13 protein-coding genes are annotated in these 13,399 nt (G+C 60.4%); 3 read left to right on the top strand and 10 right to left on the bottom strand.

Features of this window, described 5'->3' with window-relative positions; genetic code table 11:
* Position 1: 1 nt before the first annotated feature.
* The 10 genes from ftsX to AC0J5Z_RS10305 form a co-directional block, all read right to left on the bottom strand.
* Positions 2–916, bottom strand: coding sequence for a permease-like cell division protein FtsX (gene ftsX, locus AC0J5Z_RS10350; protein WP_475039013.1), 915 nt, complete (start codon positions 914–916; stop codon positions 2–4).
* The gene (gene ftsE, locus AC0J5Z_RS10345; protein WP_475039011.1) at positions 913–1,677 is read right to left on the bottom strand and encodes a cell division ATP-binding protein FtsE; all 765 of its coding nucleotides are present in this window, start codon (positions 1,675–1,677) and stop codon (positions 913–915) included. Before ftsE ends, ftsX begins: the two co-directional genes overlap by 4 nt.
* A 188-nt stretch (positions 1,678–1,865) precedes the next feature.
* The gene (gene prfB / locus AC0J5Z_RS10340; RefSeq protein ID WP_043471348.1) at positions 1,866–2,984 is read right to left on the bottom strand and encodes a peptide chain release factor 2; all 1,119 of its coding nucleotides are present in this window, start codon (positions 2,982–2,984) and stop codon (positions 1,866–1,868) included.
* Between the two features lie 86 nt (positions 2,985–3,070).
* Positions 3,071–3,526, bottom strand: coding sequence for a pilus assembly protein TadG-related protein (locus tag AC0J5Z_RS10335; protein ID WP_475039008.1), 456 nt, complete (start codon positions 3,524–3,526; stop codon positions 3,071–3,073).
* On the bottom strand, positions 3,523–4,059 hold the full coding sequence (locus AC0J5Z_RS10330; RefSeq protein ID WP_475039006.1) for a hypothetical protein: 537 nt from the start codon (positions 4,057–4,059) through the stop codon (positions 3,523–3,525). Before AC0J5Z_RS10330 ends, AC0J5Z_RS10335 begins: the two co-directional genes overlap by 4 nt.
* Positions 4,040–4,462: a TadE family protein gene (locus AC0J5Z_RS10325; protein WP_475039004.1), complete on the bottom strand. Its 423-nt coding sequence runs from the start codon at positions 4,460–4,462 to the stop codon at positions 4,040–4,042. The genes AC0J5Z_RS10330 and AC0J5Z_RS10325 overlap by 20 nt, the downstream gene beginning before the upstream one ends.
* An 8-nt stretch (positions 4,463–4,470) precedes the next feature.
* The gene (locus tag AC0J5Z_RS10320) at positions 4,471–4,710 is read right to left on the bottom strand and encodes a hypothetical protein (RefSeq protein WP_475039002.1); all 240 of its coding nucleotides are present in this window, start codon (positions 4,708–4,710) and stop codon (positions 4,471–4,473) included.
* 83 nt (positions 4,711–4,793) lie between these two features.
* Entirely contained in the window at positions 4,794–5,735 is a 942-nt protein-coding gene (locus AC0J5Z_RS10315; protein ID WP_475039000.1) for a type II secretion system F family protein, read from the bottom strand.
* Positions 5,732–6,586 (bottom strand): type II secretion system F family protein, encoded by an 855-nt coding sequence (locus AC0J5Z_RS10310; protein WP_475038998.1) that lies wholly within the window; start codon positions 6,584–6,586, stop codon positions 5,732–5,734. The genes AC0J5Z_RS10315 and AC0J5Z_RS10310 overlap by 4 nt, the downstream gene beginning before the upstream one ends.
* Positions 6,586–7,809, bottom strand: coding sequence for a CpaF family protein (locus AC0J5Z_RS10305; protein WP_475039656.1), 1,224 nt, complete (start codon positions 7,807–7,809; stop codon positions 6,586–6,588). Before AC0J5Z_RS10305 ends, AC0J5Z_RS10310 begins: the two co-directional genes overlap by 1 nt.
* A gap of 282 nt (positions 7,810–8,091) precedes the next feature.
* On the opposite strand from AC0J5Z_RS10305, the gene AC0J5Z_RS10300 reads away from it, so the two are divergent.
* From AC0J5Z_RS10300 to AC0J5Z_RS10290, 3 genes are all read left to right on the top strand, one after another.
* Entirely contained in the window at positions 8,092–10,836 is a 2,745-nt protein-coding gene (locus AC0J5Z_RS10300; protein ID WP_475038996.1) for a GH25 family lysozyme, read from the top strand.
* Between the two features lie 256 nt (positions 10,837–11,092).
* Positions 11,093–12,439 carry a hypothetical protein gene (locus tag AC0J5Z_RS10295; protein ID WP_475038993.1) on the top strand — a complete coding sequence of 449 codons (1,347 nt, stop codon included), beginning with the start codon at positions 11,093–11,095 and terminating at the stop codon, positions 12,437–12,439.
* Between the two features lie 128 nt (positions 12,440–12,567).
* On the top strand, positions 12,568–13,383 hold the full coding sequence (locus tag AC0J5Z_RS10290; RefSeq protein ID WP_475039654.1) for a hypothetical protein: 816 nt from the start codon (positions 12,568–12,570) through the stop codon (positions 13,381–13,383).
* Positions 13,384–13,399: the final 16 nt, after the last annotated feature.

Here is a 13,399-nt window from a genome sequence, read left to right as displayed (position 1 = left end):
GCTAGACCTTCAGGTAACGCCGGAGGGTCAGTAGGGAAGATATCCCAGCGAGGCCGGCGCCAAGTGCAATCAGCACCGGTGCAATCACCAGGACCTGGGTGGACGAGATGAACGGTGTGTTCAGGAACTGCCTCGACAGGTCTCCGTTGAGCCAGAAGTGTGCCATGAGCCAGAGGGTGACGGAGGCCAGCAACGCGCCCACAACGGCAGCTATGACACCTTCCAGGATGAACGGCAGTTGGATGACTGTCTTTGACGCGCCCACGAGTCGCATGATCCCTGTCTCCCGCCGTCGACTGAACGCCGACAGCCGGATGGTGGTGGTGATCAGCAGGACCGCGCAGAAGATCATCACCGCGGCCACACCCATGGCTGCAACCGATGCCCCGTTCATCCAGGAAAAGATGCGTTCCAGCACTTGCCGTTGGTCACTGACCGTCTCAACACCCGGTTGCGAGGAAAACGTCTCGCTGATGATTTCGTACTTCTCGGGGTTCTTCATGTTGATCCGGAAGGAGGCCGGCAACTGGTCTTCAGACACCGAATCCACAATGGGCGAATTGGAGAACTGCTCTTTGAAGTGGGTGTACGCCTCGGCTTGGGACTCGAACTGGAATTCGTTGATGTACTGCTTGACTGCCGGGGATTCGAGCATTGCCTGAAGGTTCGCCTGCTGTTCCTTGGTGGCCGAACCCGAAGCGCAGCCTACCGCCGTCGAGCCGTCATTACAGAGGAAGACCGCCACCTGGACTTTGTCGTACCAATAGCCCTTCATCTGGTTGATCTGCATCTGCAGCATTCCAGCCGCACCGACGAACGTCAGGGAAACAAAAGTCACGAGGACCACGGAAATCACCATTGAGAGGTTTCGGCGCAGACCGCTGCCAATCTCCCCCAGGATAAACAAGAGCCTCACAGCTGTGCCCCCTGCGCACGGTTGAGTTCCTCGCCGCTGGCGTCCCGCAGTCGGCGCGATTCGCCAACCACGGGGATCATCGACGTATACAGCGCCTTGGCTTCGTCGCGAATGACCTTGCCGTTCTTGAGTTCCACCACGCGGCGGCGCATTTCATTGACGATGTCGTCGTCGTGGGTTGCCATGACCACTGTGGTGCCGTTCTGGTTGATTTTGTCCAGGACTCCCATAATTCCCATCGAGGTAATCGGGTCCAGGTTTCCGGTCGGTTCGTCCGCCAGCAAAATGCCGGGGCGGTTCACGACGGCGCGGGCGATTGCCACGCGCTGCTGCTCACCACCGGAAAGTTCATGGGGCATGCGACGTTCCTTGCCCTCAAGGCCAACCGTCTTCAGGACCTCGGGCACGGTCTCCCGGATAATGGAACGGCTCTTGCCGATCACCTGCATCGCGAAAGCTACATTCGCGAAGACGTTCTTCTGCGGGAGCAACCGGAAGTCCTGGAACACAACGCCGATTCCACGCCGGAGCTTTGGGACGCGCCAGCTCGAAATGTTGGCAACATTCTGGCCCGCGACGTAAACGGATCCGGTCGAGGCTTTGTCCTCTTTCAGGATCAACCGCAGGAAGGTGGACTTGCCTGATCCTGAGGCACCCACCAGGAAGGTGAATTCGCCGCGGTTGATCTCAAGGCTCACAGAATCGAGCGCCGGTCGGGCATTCTGCTCGTAGACCTTGGTGACATTCTCAAATCTGATCATGGCCCTTTAGAACCCCGCCGGACATGACATAGTCGCCCAGTCCAACAGCCGGAGCGCGGGCTTTCGTTGGGGGAAGTGAGAGCACCGGCCACTCGACTATACGCACGGGCCAGCCGCTATTCCGCGGCTTTCAAGGGCGTGTCGCGGAATCCGAAGCCTCAGGTGACCCGGGCCACTTTATCGGGTTCCTAGTTGGCCGCTGCGTTTCGGTTGCCGGTACGCCAGCGAATGCCGGCGTCGATGAAATCATCGATATCGCCGTCAAGCACCGCCGAGGTGTTGCCCACCTCGTGTTCCGTCCGCAGGTCCTTGACCATTTGGTAGGGATTGAGGACGTAGGAACGCATCTGGTCGCCCCAAGAGGCTTTGACGTCTCCGGCCAACGCCTTCTTTTCCGCGTCCTGCTGTTCCTTCTTAACCAGCAGCAATCGGGACTGGAGCACCCGCATGGCGGCTGCCCGGTTCTGAAGCTGCGATTTCTCATTCTGCATCGAGACCACAATGCCCGTAGGGATGTGCGTCAGCCTCACTGCGGAGTCAGTGGTATTGACCGACTGGCCGCCCGGACCCGAGGAGCGGAAGACGTCGACGCGGATTTCGTTGTCCGGGATCTCGATGGAATCTGTCTGCTCGATCAAAGGGATGACTTCGACAGCTGCGAAGGATGTCTGGCGGCGCCCTTGATTGTCGAAAGGACTGATGCGGACCAGCCGGTGCGTGCCGGCTTCGACGCTCAATGTGCCGAAGGCGTAGGGTGCCTTGACTTCGAACGTGGCGGATTTCAGGCCTGCTTCTTCGGCATAGGACGTGTCCATCACAGTGGTCGGGTAGCCATGGCGTTCAGCCCAACGCAGGTACATCCGCATCAGCATCTCGGCGAAATCGGCTGCATCAACGCCGCCGGCTCCAGCCCTGATGGTGACAACAGCTTCACGTTCGTCATACTCGCCCGACAACAGCGTTGTTATTTCGAGCTCAGCGAGTGCTTTGCGAATGGAGGAAAGTTCTTTCGCCGCTTCCGCCATTGAGTCCTCGTCGCCCTCGTCCTGGCCCAGTTCCACCAGGACTTCGAGGTCGTCAATCCGGGAAGCGAGCTTGGAAAGGCGCTCTACTTCGGACTGCCGGTGCGACAACCGTGAGGTGATCACCTGGGCAGAAGCAGGATCGTCCCACAGGTCCGGGGCCCCGGCCTGCTCGCTCAGTTCAGCGATCTCAGTCTTTAGGGCATCAACATCGGTGACGTTCTCGATGGAGCTGTAAGTTGCTCGAAGTGCGCGGATTTCCGCGGGAAAATCAATTTCAGCCATGATCATCCCAGCGTACGCTATCCGTCGCACTCCCCGATGGCTCCCCCTCCCCTGCCTGTGGGGGCTCTCCTTACGGGGCCAGCTCCTTACTGGGTCAGTCGGGACCTGGCCGTTGACCTCGCCTCTATGAGAATCCCATCGGGCAGCAGAAAGCTGATCACGGGAGGATGAGCCACGGCCGTGAGGACTACCACCGCAGTACCGCCAGGCTCGCTGCCCGTACCCGCAGCGAGGGCCAGGTGGTCATGCCGGGAAAGGGCATTACTTGCATCGAGGTAGGATCGGGCGGCAGCCAGCACCCTCGCATCCACCAGCGACGTGGAAGGAAGACTGCTTCCCCCGACATCCCCCACCGTGTAGGAATCCGCGGCTGCGAGCGCCGCCCCGTCGGCCAAAGACAGCAGTTTCTTGTGCTCCAGGTAGACAGCTGAAGCAGCAATGACCACTGAAGCCAGGAGGAGGGACAACAACACGAACCCGACGATGAGAACAGCTATTTGGCCTTCTTCGCGTGGGCGCTTGTTCGATGGCACCACCGTCATTGGTACCGCCCCACGACCTGCGATGCCGACGCACTTAATCGGCTGGCGTTCAGTTGCAGCAAGTCCCCGAACGGCATCAATGGCAAGGGAACGTCCAGACGCACAGTCACAGTCACCGTTGTGCCGGCGGACAAACAACTCGCTCGATCACACTCAATGGTGACGCTGGCCAGCTCAGGTGAATGACCATAGTCCGTGAGGGCAACAAGCACACTGTGCTCGGCCGCAATCCTTGCACTGGCTGGGTCCTGCTGCGTCACGAAGACTTTAGCTGCTTGATCGGCAGCACCCACCACTGCAAACGACCCGCCCTGGATTTGGCCTACGGTCACGACGAAATAGACCACGGGGACCATGAGAAGCAACGCCAGAAAGGCGAATTCCACCACGGCGCTGCCCTTTTGTGCTTCAGGAGTTGGCGCGCAATCCGTTACTTTGCCAGCCGACCCCGCCGGTAAGCACAGCGCCTCGCGCACCCTTTGCCGGACCGCGGTCAGCAGTGGCCTTGGCGCGTCAACCAAGGAGATCTGCATGGCCCTTGACCTCCAATAATTTGGCGGGCCCGATCAGACCCACAACCGGCAGTGGTGCCTTTACTGTCACTTCCAAGGCTCGGATCCCATCGATGGTGACTTCAGTCGAGGTGACATCGCGGGAAAAATCACCGTTCAACGCAGCATCAATCAACTCCGCAGTCCGGGCCCGGGCGTCCATGGACGTGCGATCCGCCAATGCCCCGTACCTCGCTCCCGAAGCGGCGGCATCAATGAGCGTGTTTCGAACGTGCAGCACCACCGTGAGTTGAACCATCGACATAAAAAACAAGGTCAGCAATGCACCAACCAACACGAAGTCGACCACAGCAGATCCGCGCTCGTTCGCGATTCTCGCAGGCCCTGAAGGAGGAGAGCCGTCTACGATGCAGCAATGGAGCATCCCGTGTCCTACTTACCCACTTTGCTCATTGCTTGATTAAAAAGGTCGCCCAACGCCGGCGTCGCGATGGCCAGAAGTCCTGCTACGAGGATCGCGGACATCAACGTGATCATCACCCATCCAGGTACGTCACCGCGCTCTCGCTCTTCCCTCGGGGGCATCGCTCTGAGGGCAATTGCCACGAACAACCACGCGGAGCAAAGGAAGAGCCTAGAGACAGCGGACAGTTGGTTTTCAATTCGTTTCATGGTTTTCCCCAATGTATTTCGAGCGGGTGCTGACGTAGCGTGGCTGGTTGAATGGACTTATAGGGCGGTTCGATGTGTGGGAGTTAAAGGCTCATCTCCAAAGCCGCAATGGCAGGGAAGGCCGCGAAGACTACGGTCAGGGGAAGCACGCCGAAAACGAGCGGGACCATCATGGCAATCTCTTTTCGGCCTGCGGATTCCATGAGGTCACGTTGTGCGGCGTCGCGGACGTCCGCCGCCTGCGCCCGGAGGACGTCTGCCAAGGGCGTCCCGCGTTCAACAGCGACCACCAGACCGTCAATGAACCTGACCAAGGGCGGCAATTCCGCCCTTGATGAAAAGGTCTGGAGTGCTTCCGTCAGCGGTTTCCCGGACCGTGTATCCGCCAAGATTGTGGCGAACTCCCTTGAGAGTTCACCATTCGAGCTGCGGCTAACCCTGTCCATTGCGCCCATTGCGCTCTCTCCCGCGGCAACAGCGAGCGCCATCAACTCCGCGAGGCTGGGAAACTCGGACAACATCCTTGACTCCCGCCGTTTGATCCTCAACCCCAACACAAAGTCGCGAAGCAGGTAGCCGCCCAGCGCGCTTCCAAGGACTGAAATACATGACGCGACCGGACTGAACTGGCCGGCGGTTGCGCCGGCGACAACCACAAGGACAGCAAGCACGAAAGCGGCGCCAGCCCACAGAAGCTGCTCTGCCCTGAAATCCAACGTTGATTTTGTCGAACCGGCGCGGGCAAGCCGTTTGCCTAAGGCAGTGGAGCCGACGTTGAAGCGGGACATGGACGTGATTGCATCCCGGAGGATGGGGCGGAGTATTCGTTCCAACGGTCCAAACGGCGTGAGATTGTGCGTTGGGGCGCGGAGTAGGCGCGAATCGAGATTCAGCGCCTTCAACTGCGGTTCAATGCGATCTGAGAATCCCGTGCCCCGCATAAACGGGAGTCGCACCAGGATCAACCAGCATCCGGCGCCCAGAAACAGGCCGCACAACAAGGCGAAGGCAGTGGATGTGTTCATCGAAGAACCCGTTCGTCCTCTGGCAGGGCGCCAACGCGAAGCATCACGGAGTAGCAGAAAACTGAGATCAACAGGCCTCCGAGCAACACCACAGCGCCCATGCCGGAGTTGAATGCCAGCATGGCTTCAGGCCTGCTTGCCATAACCACCAAAACTATCCAGGGCGCAGCGACAGCGAGCCGGGCAGCATTTATGGTCCAAGACTGCCGGGCCTCGAGCTCACTGCGCGTCCGTGCGCTGTCACGCAGGAACCCTGACAGGGTACCCAGCATGCGCCCGAGGTCGGAGCCGCCCACTTCGCGGGTCATTCGCAGGGCCTCTATGATGCGGTCGGCCACCGGATCTGCCAGGCGGTCTTTGAGTCTGTTCACTGCAGCCTCAAAGTTCCCGGCGGCTCTGTAGTCGGCCCCAAAATCCAGGAACAATTCCCTTAGCTCTTCCGGTCCATTGTGTCCCAGTTGGATCAGTGCCTCCGGCAGTGCGAGGCCGGCACGAATTGCTGAGCGCAAGTGGTCCACTACGTCCGGCCACAGCTGCCGTAGCGCGGTCCTGCGCTTCCGTGCCCGCCAGCGCACGGTCGCGAATGGAATCCAGGAACCGAAAATGGCAAAACACGAGGCCACCTGCGGCGATCCGGTCAGAACGTAGAACGCCAGCAGCGCAAACAGCCCCAAGCCCACGCAGGTGGCAAGCAGTCCGGCCCCCGTCACTTTCTCGATTCCTGCTGACATAAGGAGGAGGTCCAAGCGGCGGGGCTTGCTTCTTTTTGGTTCAGCCGCTGGCTGGGCCCATGCAGACCACCACACGAGGAACACCCCCAAACCACACACGATCCCAAGTAGTGGCCCCATCAGTTCAGCTCCAGGAGGGCAGCCACATCAAAGCCTGCACGGGCAAACTTTTCCGCTGCCGGCATGGAGTTGGCTCGAGGCTGCAACTGCCCTGCAACCATGCCGAATACCCCTGAGGATTCGATGATCCCGTTTTCCACCCTGCGCCCCAGGGAGAGGATTTCGGTCACCTGCCTACGCCCGGTTGAATGGCGGCCGCAGTGCACCACAAGGTCGATACAGGACGCCACTGTCGGCACTACGAAAGCACTGGAAATATTTGCCCCGGCCAAGAGAGGGAGGGTGCAGATCTTAGTGACGGCGTCGTGGGCAGAGTTGGCGTGCACTGTACACATCCCGGGCAAGCCCGAGTTCAGCGCAATGAGCATGTCGAGGCTTTCCGCTTCGCGGACCTCTCCCACCACCAAGCGATCCGGACGCATGCGAAGCGCCTCCTTGACAAGCCGCCGCAGCGGAATTTCGCCTTCACCTTCGAGATTCGGTTGGCGGCACTGCAACCCGACCACGTCACGCAGCGGAAGCTGCAATTCGAAGATCTCCTCAACGGTGATGACCCGTTCCCGGGACCCGATGCTTGCGGCCAAGCAGTTCAACATGGTGGTCTTCCCCGCCTGGGTGGCTCCCGAAACCAAGATGTTGAGACCGCTGGCTACCGCCGCACCAAGGAATCTGGCCGCTTGGGGCGTCAGGCTTCCAAGCTCTACGAGGTGTTCCAGCCGGCTTGCCCTCGCGATGAATTTCCTGATGTTGACAGCCCAGTGCTTCCGGGTGATGTCCGGGATGGCTACGTGCAACCTTGATCCGTCCGGCAGGGCAGCGTCCACGAAAGGGGTTGAGAGATCCAATCGTCGCCCCGAGCTCTTGAGCATCCGTTCAACAAGGTCGCGCACCTGCTGCTCGCTGAGAGTTATGGCCGTCAGCTCGGATTCCCCATTGCGGGCCACGTAGATCTCGTGTGGCGCATTGATCCATACCTCTTCGATTCCGGCATCATCCAGGAGTGGCTGGAGTGGCCCAAACCCCGCTACTGCATCGAAGATGTGTTGTCGGGCGGTCTCAAGGTGTCCGAGAGAAGGGAGGGAGCCCAGAAGCGCCCGTTCATCGTAATCGTTGACCGCCGCATCTACGAGAAGCCGGACATCCCTTGTTTGTTCCAGCGGATCCAGCCCGCGGCGCCTTATGAGTTCCCGGACTTCTCCTTCGACGATTTTTACAGCATCCACGTCTCTCCCCATGATCCCGAGCCCGTAAACGAGAGGTGCATCTCGAGTCATTCACGCTAGGCGAGCGGTTTCTGTGCCTCAAGTCCATCGGGACCACATGTGGATAACCCCCATCATCAGTCACGCCAGCACCGTCAATCCCACTAGTCACTCCAGTTTCGGAATGTTAGGGTAAGCCCGTTAGGAGCTGGCCTTTGGTCCCATGCGCAGGCGCCCGCCCCGGAGCTTGCCCGCAAGCCACACCATGTGCCGCTGAGCCGCGGTACAGGGCCGGATGTGAAAATGAAAAGTAATTCGATGGACCCGGTCCGCCGCATCCCGCTCGCACGTGCAGCCCTGGCGCTTACCATCGCACTGGTGGGTGGCAGCTGCCTTGGAGCGCCCGCGTGGGCCCAGACTTCCGGACCGCTACCCGCCCCGCATTCGGAGACTCAGGAACAAACGCCGTCGCAGGGTCCCCGGCCAGCCGGAAACGGCTCGGGTTCGGCTGCCCCCGGCAGCGAGTTGCCGACGGGGGCATCGGTACCCCAGCAGCAAGAACGGCCGCCCGCCGTCGAACTCTCACCCACAGACGCGCCGCTGCCAACCGCAAAGGCCTCAGGACAGGCCGAAGCCCAAGTCCCAAAGACTCAAGCGATGCCGGGCAACGCCCCCGACGCCGAAGCTATGAAGGCGGCTATGCGAGCCGCCATTCCGGCCGGTGGCGCTGAAATGGGGCAGCAGTCGCCACGAGTAGTGGCAACGAAGCAGCAGAGCGCGGCTTCCCACCCTGCCGAAGCCAGGGCAACCGGCGGAGCAGCGGATTCAGCGGTCCCCATGGCAGCCGACCCGGGGCACTGGCGCCCAACCATCGGCATCGCCGGACAGGACGTCAGCGCCCACCAGCCCAACATCAACTGGCAAAGCCAATGGAATCAAGGTTCCCGATGGGCATACGTCAAGGCCTCTGAAGGCAACTACTACCTCAATGAGAACTACACACAGCAGTACAACGGATCCCGCAACGTAGGCATGGTCCGGGGCGCCTACCACTTCGCTATACCCAACTGGTCATCGGGTGCGGATCAAGCCCGATATTTTGTGGCAAACGGTGGTGGGTGGACGGCCGACGGGTACACGTTGCCTCCCGTCCTGGACATCGAATACAACCCCTATGCAGGCCGCACCATCAACGGGTTTTACTTCGGCAACACGTGCTATGACATGTCTAAAGCGCAGCTCGGACAGTGGGCCGCCGACTTTGGCAACACAGTCAAGGCCCTAACCGGCCGCTTCCCAGTGATCTACAGCACTACGGACTGGTGGAATACCTGTGTGGGAAACTCCACCTTCGGAAGCTACCCCCTGTGGATCGCGTCCTACTGGAACAACCCAACCAACTCCCCGGGTAACCTGCCGGTCAGTTGGGGCAACTACACCATGTGGCAGTACAGCAGCACCGGCCCCTTTGAGGGCGATTCAAACATTTTCAACGGCACCTATGACCAGCTTCGGACATTTGCGCGTGGAGTCCCCCGTCCATCCAGCCCTTCCATCCGGTCCGGGGCTGACGTGCTCGCTGCCATGCCCTCCGGACGCCTGGACAATTTCCCGGCAGACGGCCAAGGCCGCATCACGGGACCGGTAACGATTGGGGCCGGTTGGGGAACCGCGCAATCCGTCCACGTCGTTGACTGGAACCAGGACGGGGTCCAAGACATCCTCGCCCAGTGGCGGGACGGCTCGCTCCAAGTCTTCCGCGGTGCCTCCGGCGGCGGATTCCTTTCACCCTTGCTGGTGGGAACCGGGTGGCAGGAGATGTCGCTAACGGTTGGGTGGTGGAACTCGAGGGACGGTTATCCGGGTGTCATCGGCCAGGATGGCAAAGGAAACCTTTACCGGTACACGAATGCGGCAGGAGGTGCCCTCAGCGGAGGTGTGATGATCGGAACCGGATTCGGAGGGCACCAATTTAACCAACTGGACTTCGACGGCGACGGCAACCAGGACATCGTCTCCCGGACGGCCGACGGCATCATGCGTCTATACCGCTCCAACGGTGTGGGATCGTTCCTCGCCGAATCGAGCCGCGTGATTGGCAACGGCTGGTCCGGCATGACATCAGTCAGCTCCGCAGCGGGTTTCAACGGCTCCGGTTCGCAAGGGCTCCAAGCCCGGACTGCCAATGGTGACCTGTACTACTACCCGGCTGTCTCCGGTTCCTGGGGCAACCGCTTCCTCATCGGAGTGGGATGGAATGACGCGAACGTGATCAGCGGCGCACCCGTCAACGTAGAGACCACGCTCGGGGTGGACGCGCAGGACGTCGTGGCCGCTCGTCAAGACGGCAACCTGTACCGTTACCCCGGGTCGGGGTCTACTTCCTTGCTACCAGCCGAGCTTATCGGCACGCAGTGGACCGGCCTTAAGGCCGGTTTCCTCGCAGACTGGAACAACGACGGCGCCTTGGACATCGTTGCGCAGTGGACCGATGGGCGGCTTAGCGTCTACCCGGGATTCAAGGGCAGAGGCTATGGGGCTCCGATCAGCCTTGGTACAGGTTGGAAGGACTGGACCCTCACAGTCGGTTCGTGGAAAAAGTCCGATGCCCGGCCGAGCATCGTTGGTTACGACTCCGCGGGTCGCTTGTTCCAAATCAGTAATCCGTCCGGCACCGGCTTAGGCACCCGTGTCCAGATTGGCACAGGCTGGGGTGGTCTGGACATCGTCCAGATGGACTTCGACAAGGACTCCAACATGGATCTCCTGGCGAAGAACGCCGTCGGCGATTTGGTGCTTTACCGGTCAAATGGTCGCGGAGCCTTTGTGCAGGAAGCACCCGACACCGTGGGGATCGGTTGGAACGTCGTCAACAGTTATGGAGCCATCCATGGATTCGCTGGAGCCGGATCAACAGGAATCCTGGCGCGGACAACTGCCGGCGATCTGCGCTACTACCCGGTTGGGCTGAACCGCAGCTGGGGTTCGCCCATCAAGGTTGGCACTGGCTGGGGCGGGCTGAGAATCCTCGCTCCCGCCGGAAGTTAGACCCGGACGGGCTGCGACTCCGAAATTCGCCAAGGGCCTGCACACTCTGAAAAGGAGTGTGCAGGTCCTTTCACATTTGGCAAAAACTACGTAGAGGAAACAAATAATGTTTATGCCAAGGGACAGGTCTAAATCCCGGGATTGCGTGATCTAATGAAGGTGGTCTCACGTATTGGCTGTCAGCGCATTCGGGAAACGGACTTTGTTTGGGGGCAAGCGAAGGTCACCAATGCGCACAATCAAGGAGTGATCTTTCATGGCGTTTACCGTTTCAACGGCCAAGGTCAGCATTTCGCCGCCGCTTGATGTCAATCCCTACATGGCGGGGTACGGGACCCTCGACGGCGGCCGGGAGGCTACCAGCAGCGCCCCCTACGAATCACTATGGGTTCGGGCGATCGTGCTTTGGGAAAACGGGTCCCCCAACCTGATCATGAGCGTGGACATTCTTGCCCTGCCCAGATCCATCCACCAGCGGGCCAGGCAACGGATCTTGGAGTTGGCGAGCTGGTCCAACGGCGACATCCTGATCCAGTCCACCCACACCCATAACGGCCCAGCCATCGTGGACACCCTCCATCCGTTCATGTGCTACGGACTGTCGGATTTGTCGATGGTGGAGACTTACAGCCAGCACTTGGAGAACGACCTTGTCGATGCTGCCAGCGAAGCGCTCAACGCAGCCCAGACCGCCGTCGCCCTGGATTACAAGGTCACAACGGCCAGCATCGCGTACAACAGGGTAGGTCTTCCCTACCTTGAGAACACCGTCCCAGTCATCGTGGCACGCAAGCCAAACGGAAACGCCGCGGCGGTGATATTCAACTACGCATGCCACCCGGTCGCGGCGGGCATGCGCACACTTTTCGACGGCGATTTTCCGGCCGGGGCATGCAACTACATCGAAAACACCAACCCCGAGTGTTTTGCCTTGTTCCTGCAAGGAGCGGCTGGCGACCAGAATCCCATGGGAGTACCCAGTTGGGAGTTGAGGGACGAGTACGCGACCAGGCTGGGCGCTGCTGTTGACAGGGCAATGCAGACCCCCGGAAGGTCGATTGGCAGCCCCCTCCAGACCAGCTACCGGGAAGTGCAGATCCCCTTGGACATCACGCCCACAGCCGGAAACATGGCCGCTGTACGCGCCGCCTATGTGTCCCGGCTACCCAACCTGGACGGCAATCCCGCCTGGTACGGACGCCACGCCCAAGTCATGATTGGGCGGATTGACAGCGGCAGTTATGAAACGTCGGTCGCCTGTCCTTTCCAGGTGTGGAAATTTGGAGGCAGCCCTCAACTGCGGATCGGAATCGTGGGCGGCGAGTTGGTAAGCGGCTACGCGGCGTACTTCCGCGCAAGGTTCGGCGGTGCGAATGGCGTGATCGTGGGTGGCTACGGAAATGAGTCGTGCTACTACGTGCCTAGCGCACAGTTCCTGCCGCCATATTCAGCCGGGGGTAGCTACGAGGGCGGCTGGGACCCGGACCATCCCGGCATCGCGGGTGGCTCCATGACCGTTTATGGACACATCGGTCATTTCCGGGGCGGAACAACGGGCGTGGAAGCCACCGTCATCAACACCTTGAACTCGATGTTCGCCTAGGGACCGTCAACATCGAAGGCCTTGGTCCTGGACCAAGGCCTTCGATGTTCGGGCATCACCATTTTGTAGCGGTATCGATACCTGATTAGCAGTCAATTTCATTGACCGGCATTCTGGTTTTGACAACCATGGAGGTGGAGGTCACCATGCGACACCTGTACCCGGCCGCTGCGGCGCTGCTACTGCTAATTTCCGGTTGCTCCGGTACAACGACACCTTCGACCTCGGCAACCTCCGTTCCCTCCGCATCAGCAACTCCCACCACAACGCCTTCATCATCGGCCACATCGACTCCGGAACCGACGGCGCCGGGCGAGGGCAGTGGGCAGGGTGCCGGTGCGATTGATGATTCAGGCCGGTTCTCGTACGTATGCTCCAGCCTTAATGAGGCCGTTCCAGACGTTACGTACACAAGCCTCGCGGAGGTTTGGGCTTCCACGGGATATGTCCGACTGGCTTCCTGCACGGCAAACTACGAGGGGCCCGTCCCGTTCGAGCCCACCGAAGATGAGGCCAGGATTATCTCCATAGCTGAGCCGGGCGTAACACCATCCCAAGGACTCGACGCCTACTTGACTGCGTTGACCCTCTGCACCCGCGTCAGCGACGAAGCCGCTTCCGAGCTCTTCGGACGCAGCAGCCGGCAGATGCTGCAGGCCGCCAGTGATCTATGCCCCAGGGCGCCACAGGGAAGAATCATTGGACTGTGGGCGTCCGGCGAAAGAGCCGGGGACGGCGAGTATGCGGTGACCAACGGTGCCTTGGTTCCCGGAAAGTTCCATCTCCGGAAGACCCCGCCAGAGGGCTGCACGTGGTCGGTGTCGGCTTCTGACGGCAGCACGAAGGCCAACGGCGGCGCAGCTGAAGGTCAATCAGGAATACTCCTTGAAGAAAAAGACGTACTAACTAGTGACAAATGCGGGATTTGGGAGAAGATAGAGTAATGCAGCCGGCAACGGC

The sequence above is a fragment of the Paenarthrobacter sp. TRD_SC_7 genome (assembly GCF_056156245.1).
Note: the sequence above shows the minus strand (reverse complement) of the source record. Positions and strands in the feature narration are given on the sequence as shown.

What these genes read in the sequence shown, in the direction of transcription:
- AC0J5Z_RS10315 (WP_475039000.1), bottom strand. Translation starts at nt 5,735, where the DNA reads ATGAACACATCCACTGCCTTCGCCTTGTTGTGCGGCCTGTTTCTGGGC.
- ftsE (WP_475039011.1), bottom strand. Translation starts at nt 1,677, where the DNA reads ATGATCAGATTTGAGAATGTCACCAAGGTCTACGAGCAGAATGCCCGA.
- AC0J5Z_RS10300 (WP_475038996.1), top strand. Translation starts at nt 8,092, where the DNA reads ATGAAAAGTAATTCGATGGACCCGGTCCGCCGCATCCCGCTCGCACGT.
- AC0J5Z_RS10310 (WP_475038998.1), bottom strand. Translation starts at nt 6,586, where the DNA reads ATGGGGCCACTACTTGGGATCGTGTGTGGTTTGGGGGTGTTCCTCGTG.
- AC0J5Z_RS10295 (WP_475038993.1), top strand. Translation starts at nt 11,093, where the DNA reads ATGGCGTTTACCGTTTCAACGGCCAAGGTCAGCATTTCGCCGCCGCTT.
- prfB (WP_043471348.1), bottom strand. Translation starts at nt 2,984, where the DNA reads ATGGCTGAAATTGATTTTCCCGCGGAAATCCGCGCACTTCGAGCAACT.
- AC0J5Z_RS10320 (WP_475039002.1), bottom strand. Translation starts at nt 4,710, where the DNA reads ATGAAACGAATTGAAAACCAACTGTCCGCTGTCTCTAGGCTCTTCCTT.
- AC0J5Z_RS10325 (WP_475039004.1), bottom strand. Translation starts at nt 4,462, where the DNA reads ATGCTCCATTGCTGCATCGTAGACGGCTCTCCTCCTTCAGGGCCTGCG.
- AC0J5Z_RS10290 (WP_475039654.1), top strand. Translation starts at nt 12,568, where the DNA reads ATGGAGGTGGAGGTCACCATGCGACACCTGTACCCGGCCGCTGCGGCG.
- AC0J5Z_RS10335 (WP_475039008.1), bottom strand. Translation starts at nt 3,526, where the DNA reads ATGACGGTGGTGCCATCGAACAAGCGCCCACGCGAAGAAGGCCAAATA.
- AC0J5Z_RS10330 (WP_475039006.1), bottom strand. Translation starts at nt 4,059, where the DNA reads ATGCAGATCTCCTTGGTTGACGCGCCAAGGCCACTGCTGACCGCGGTC.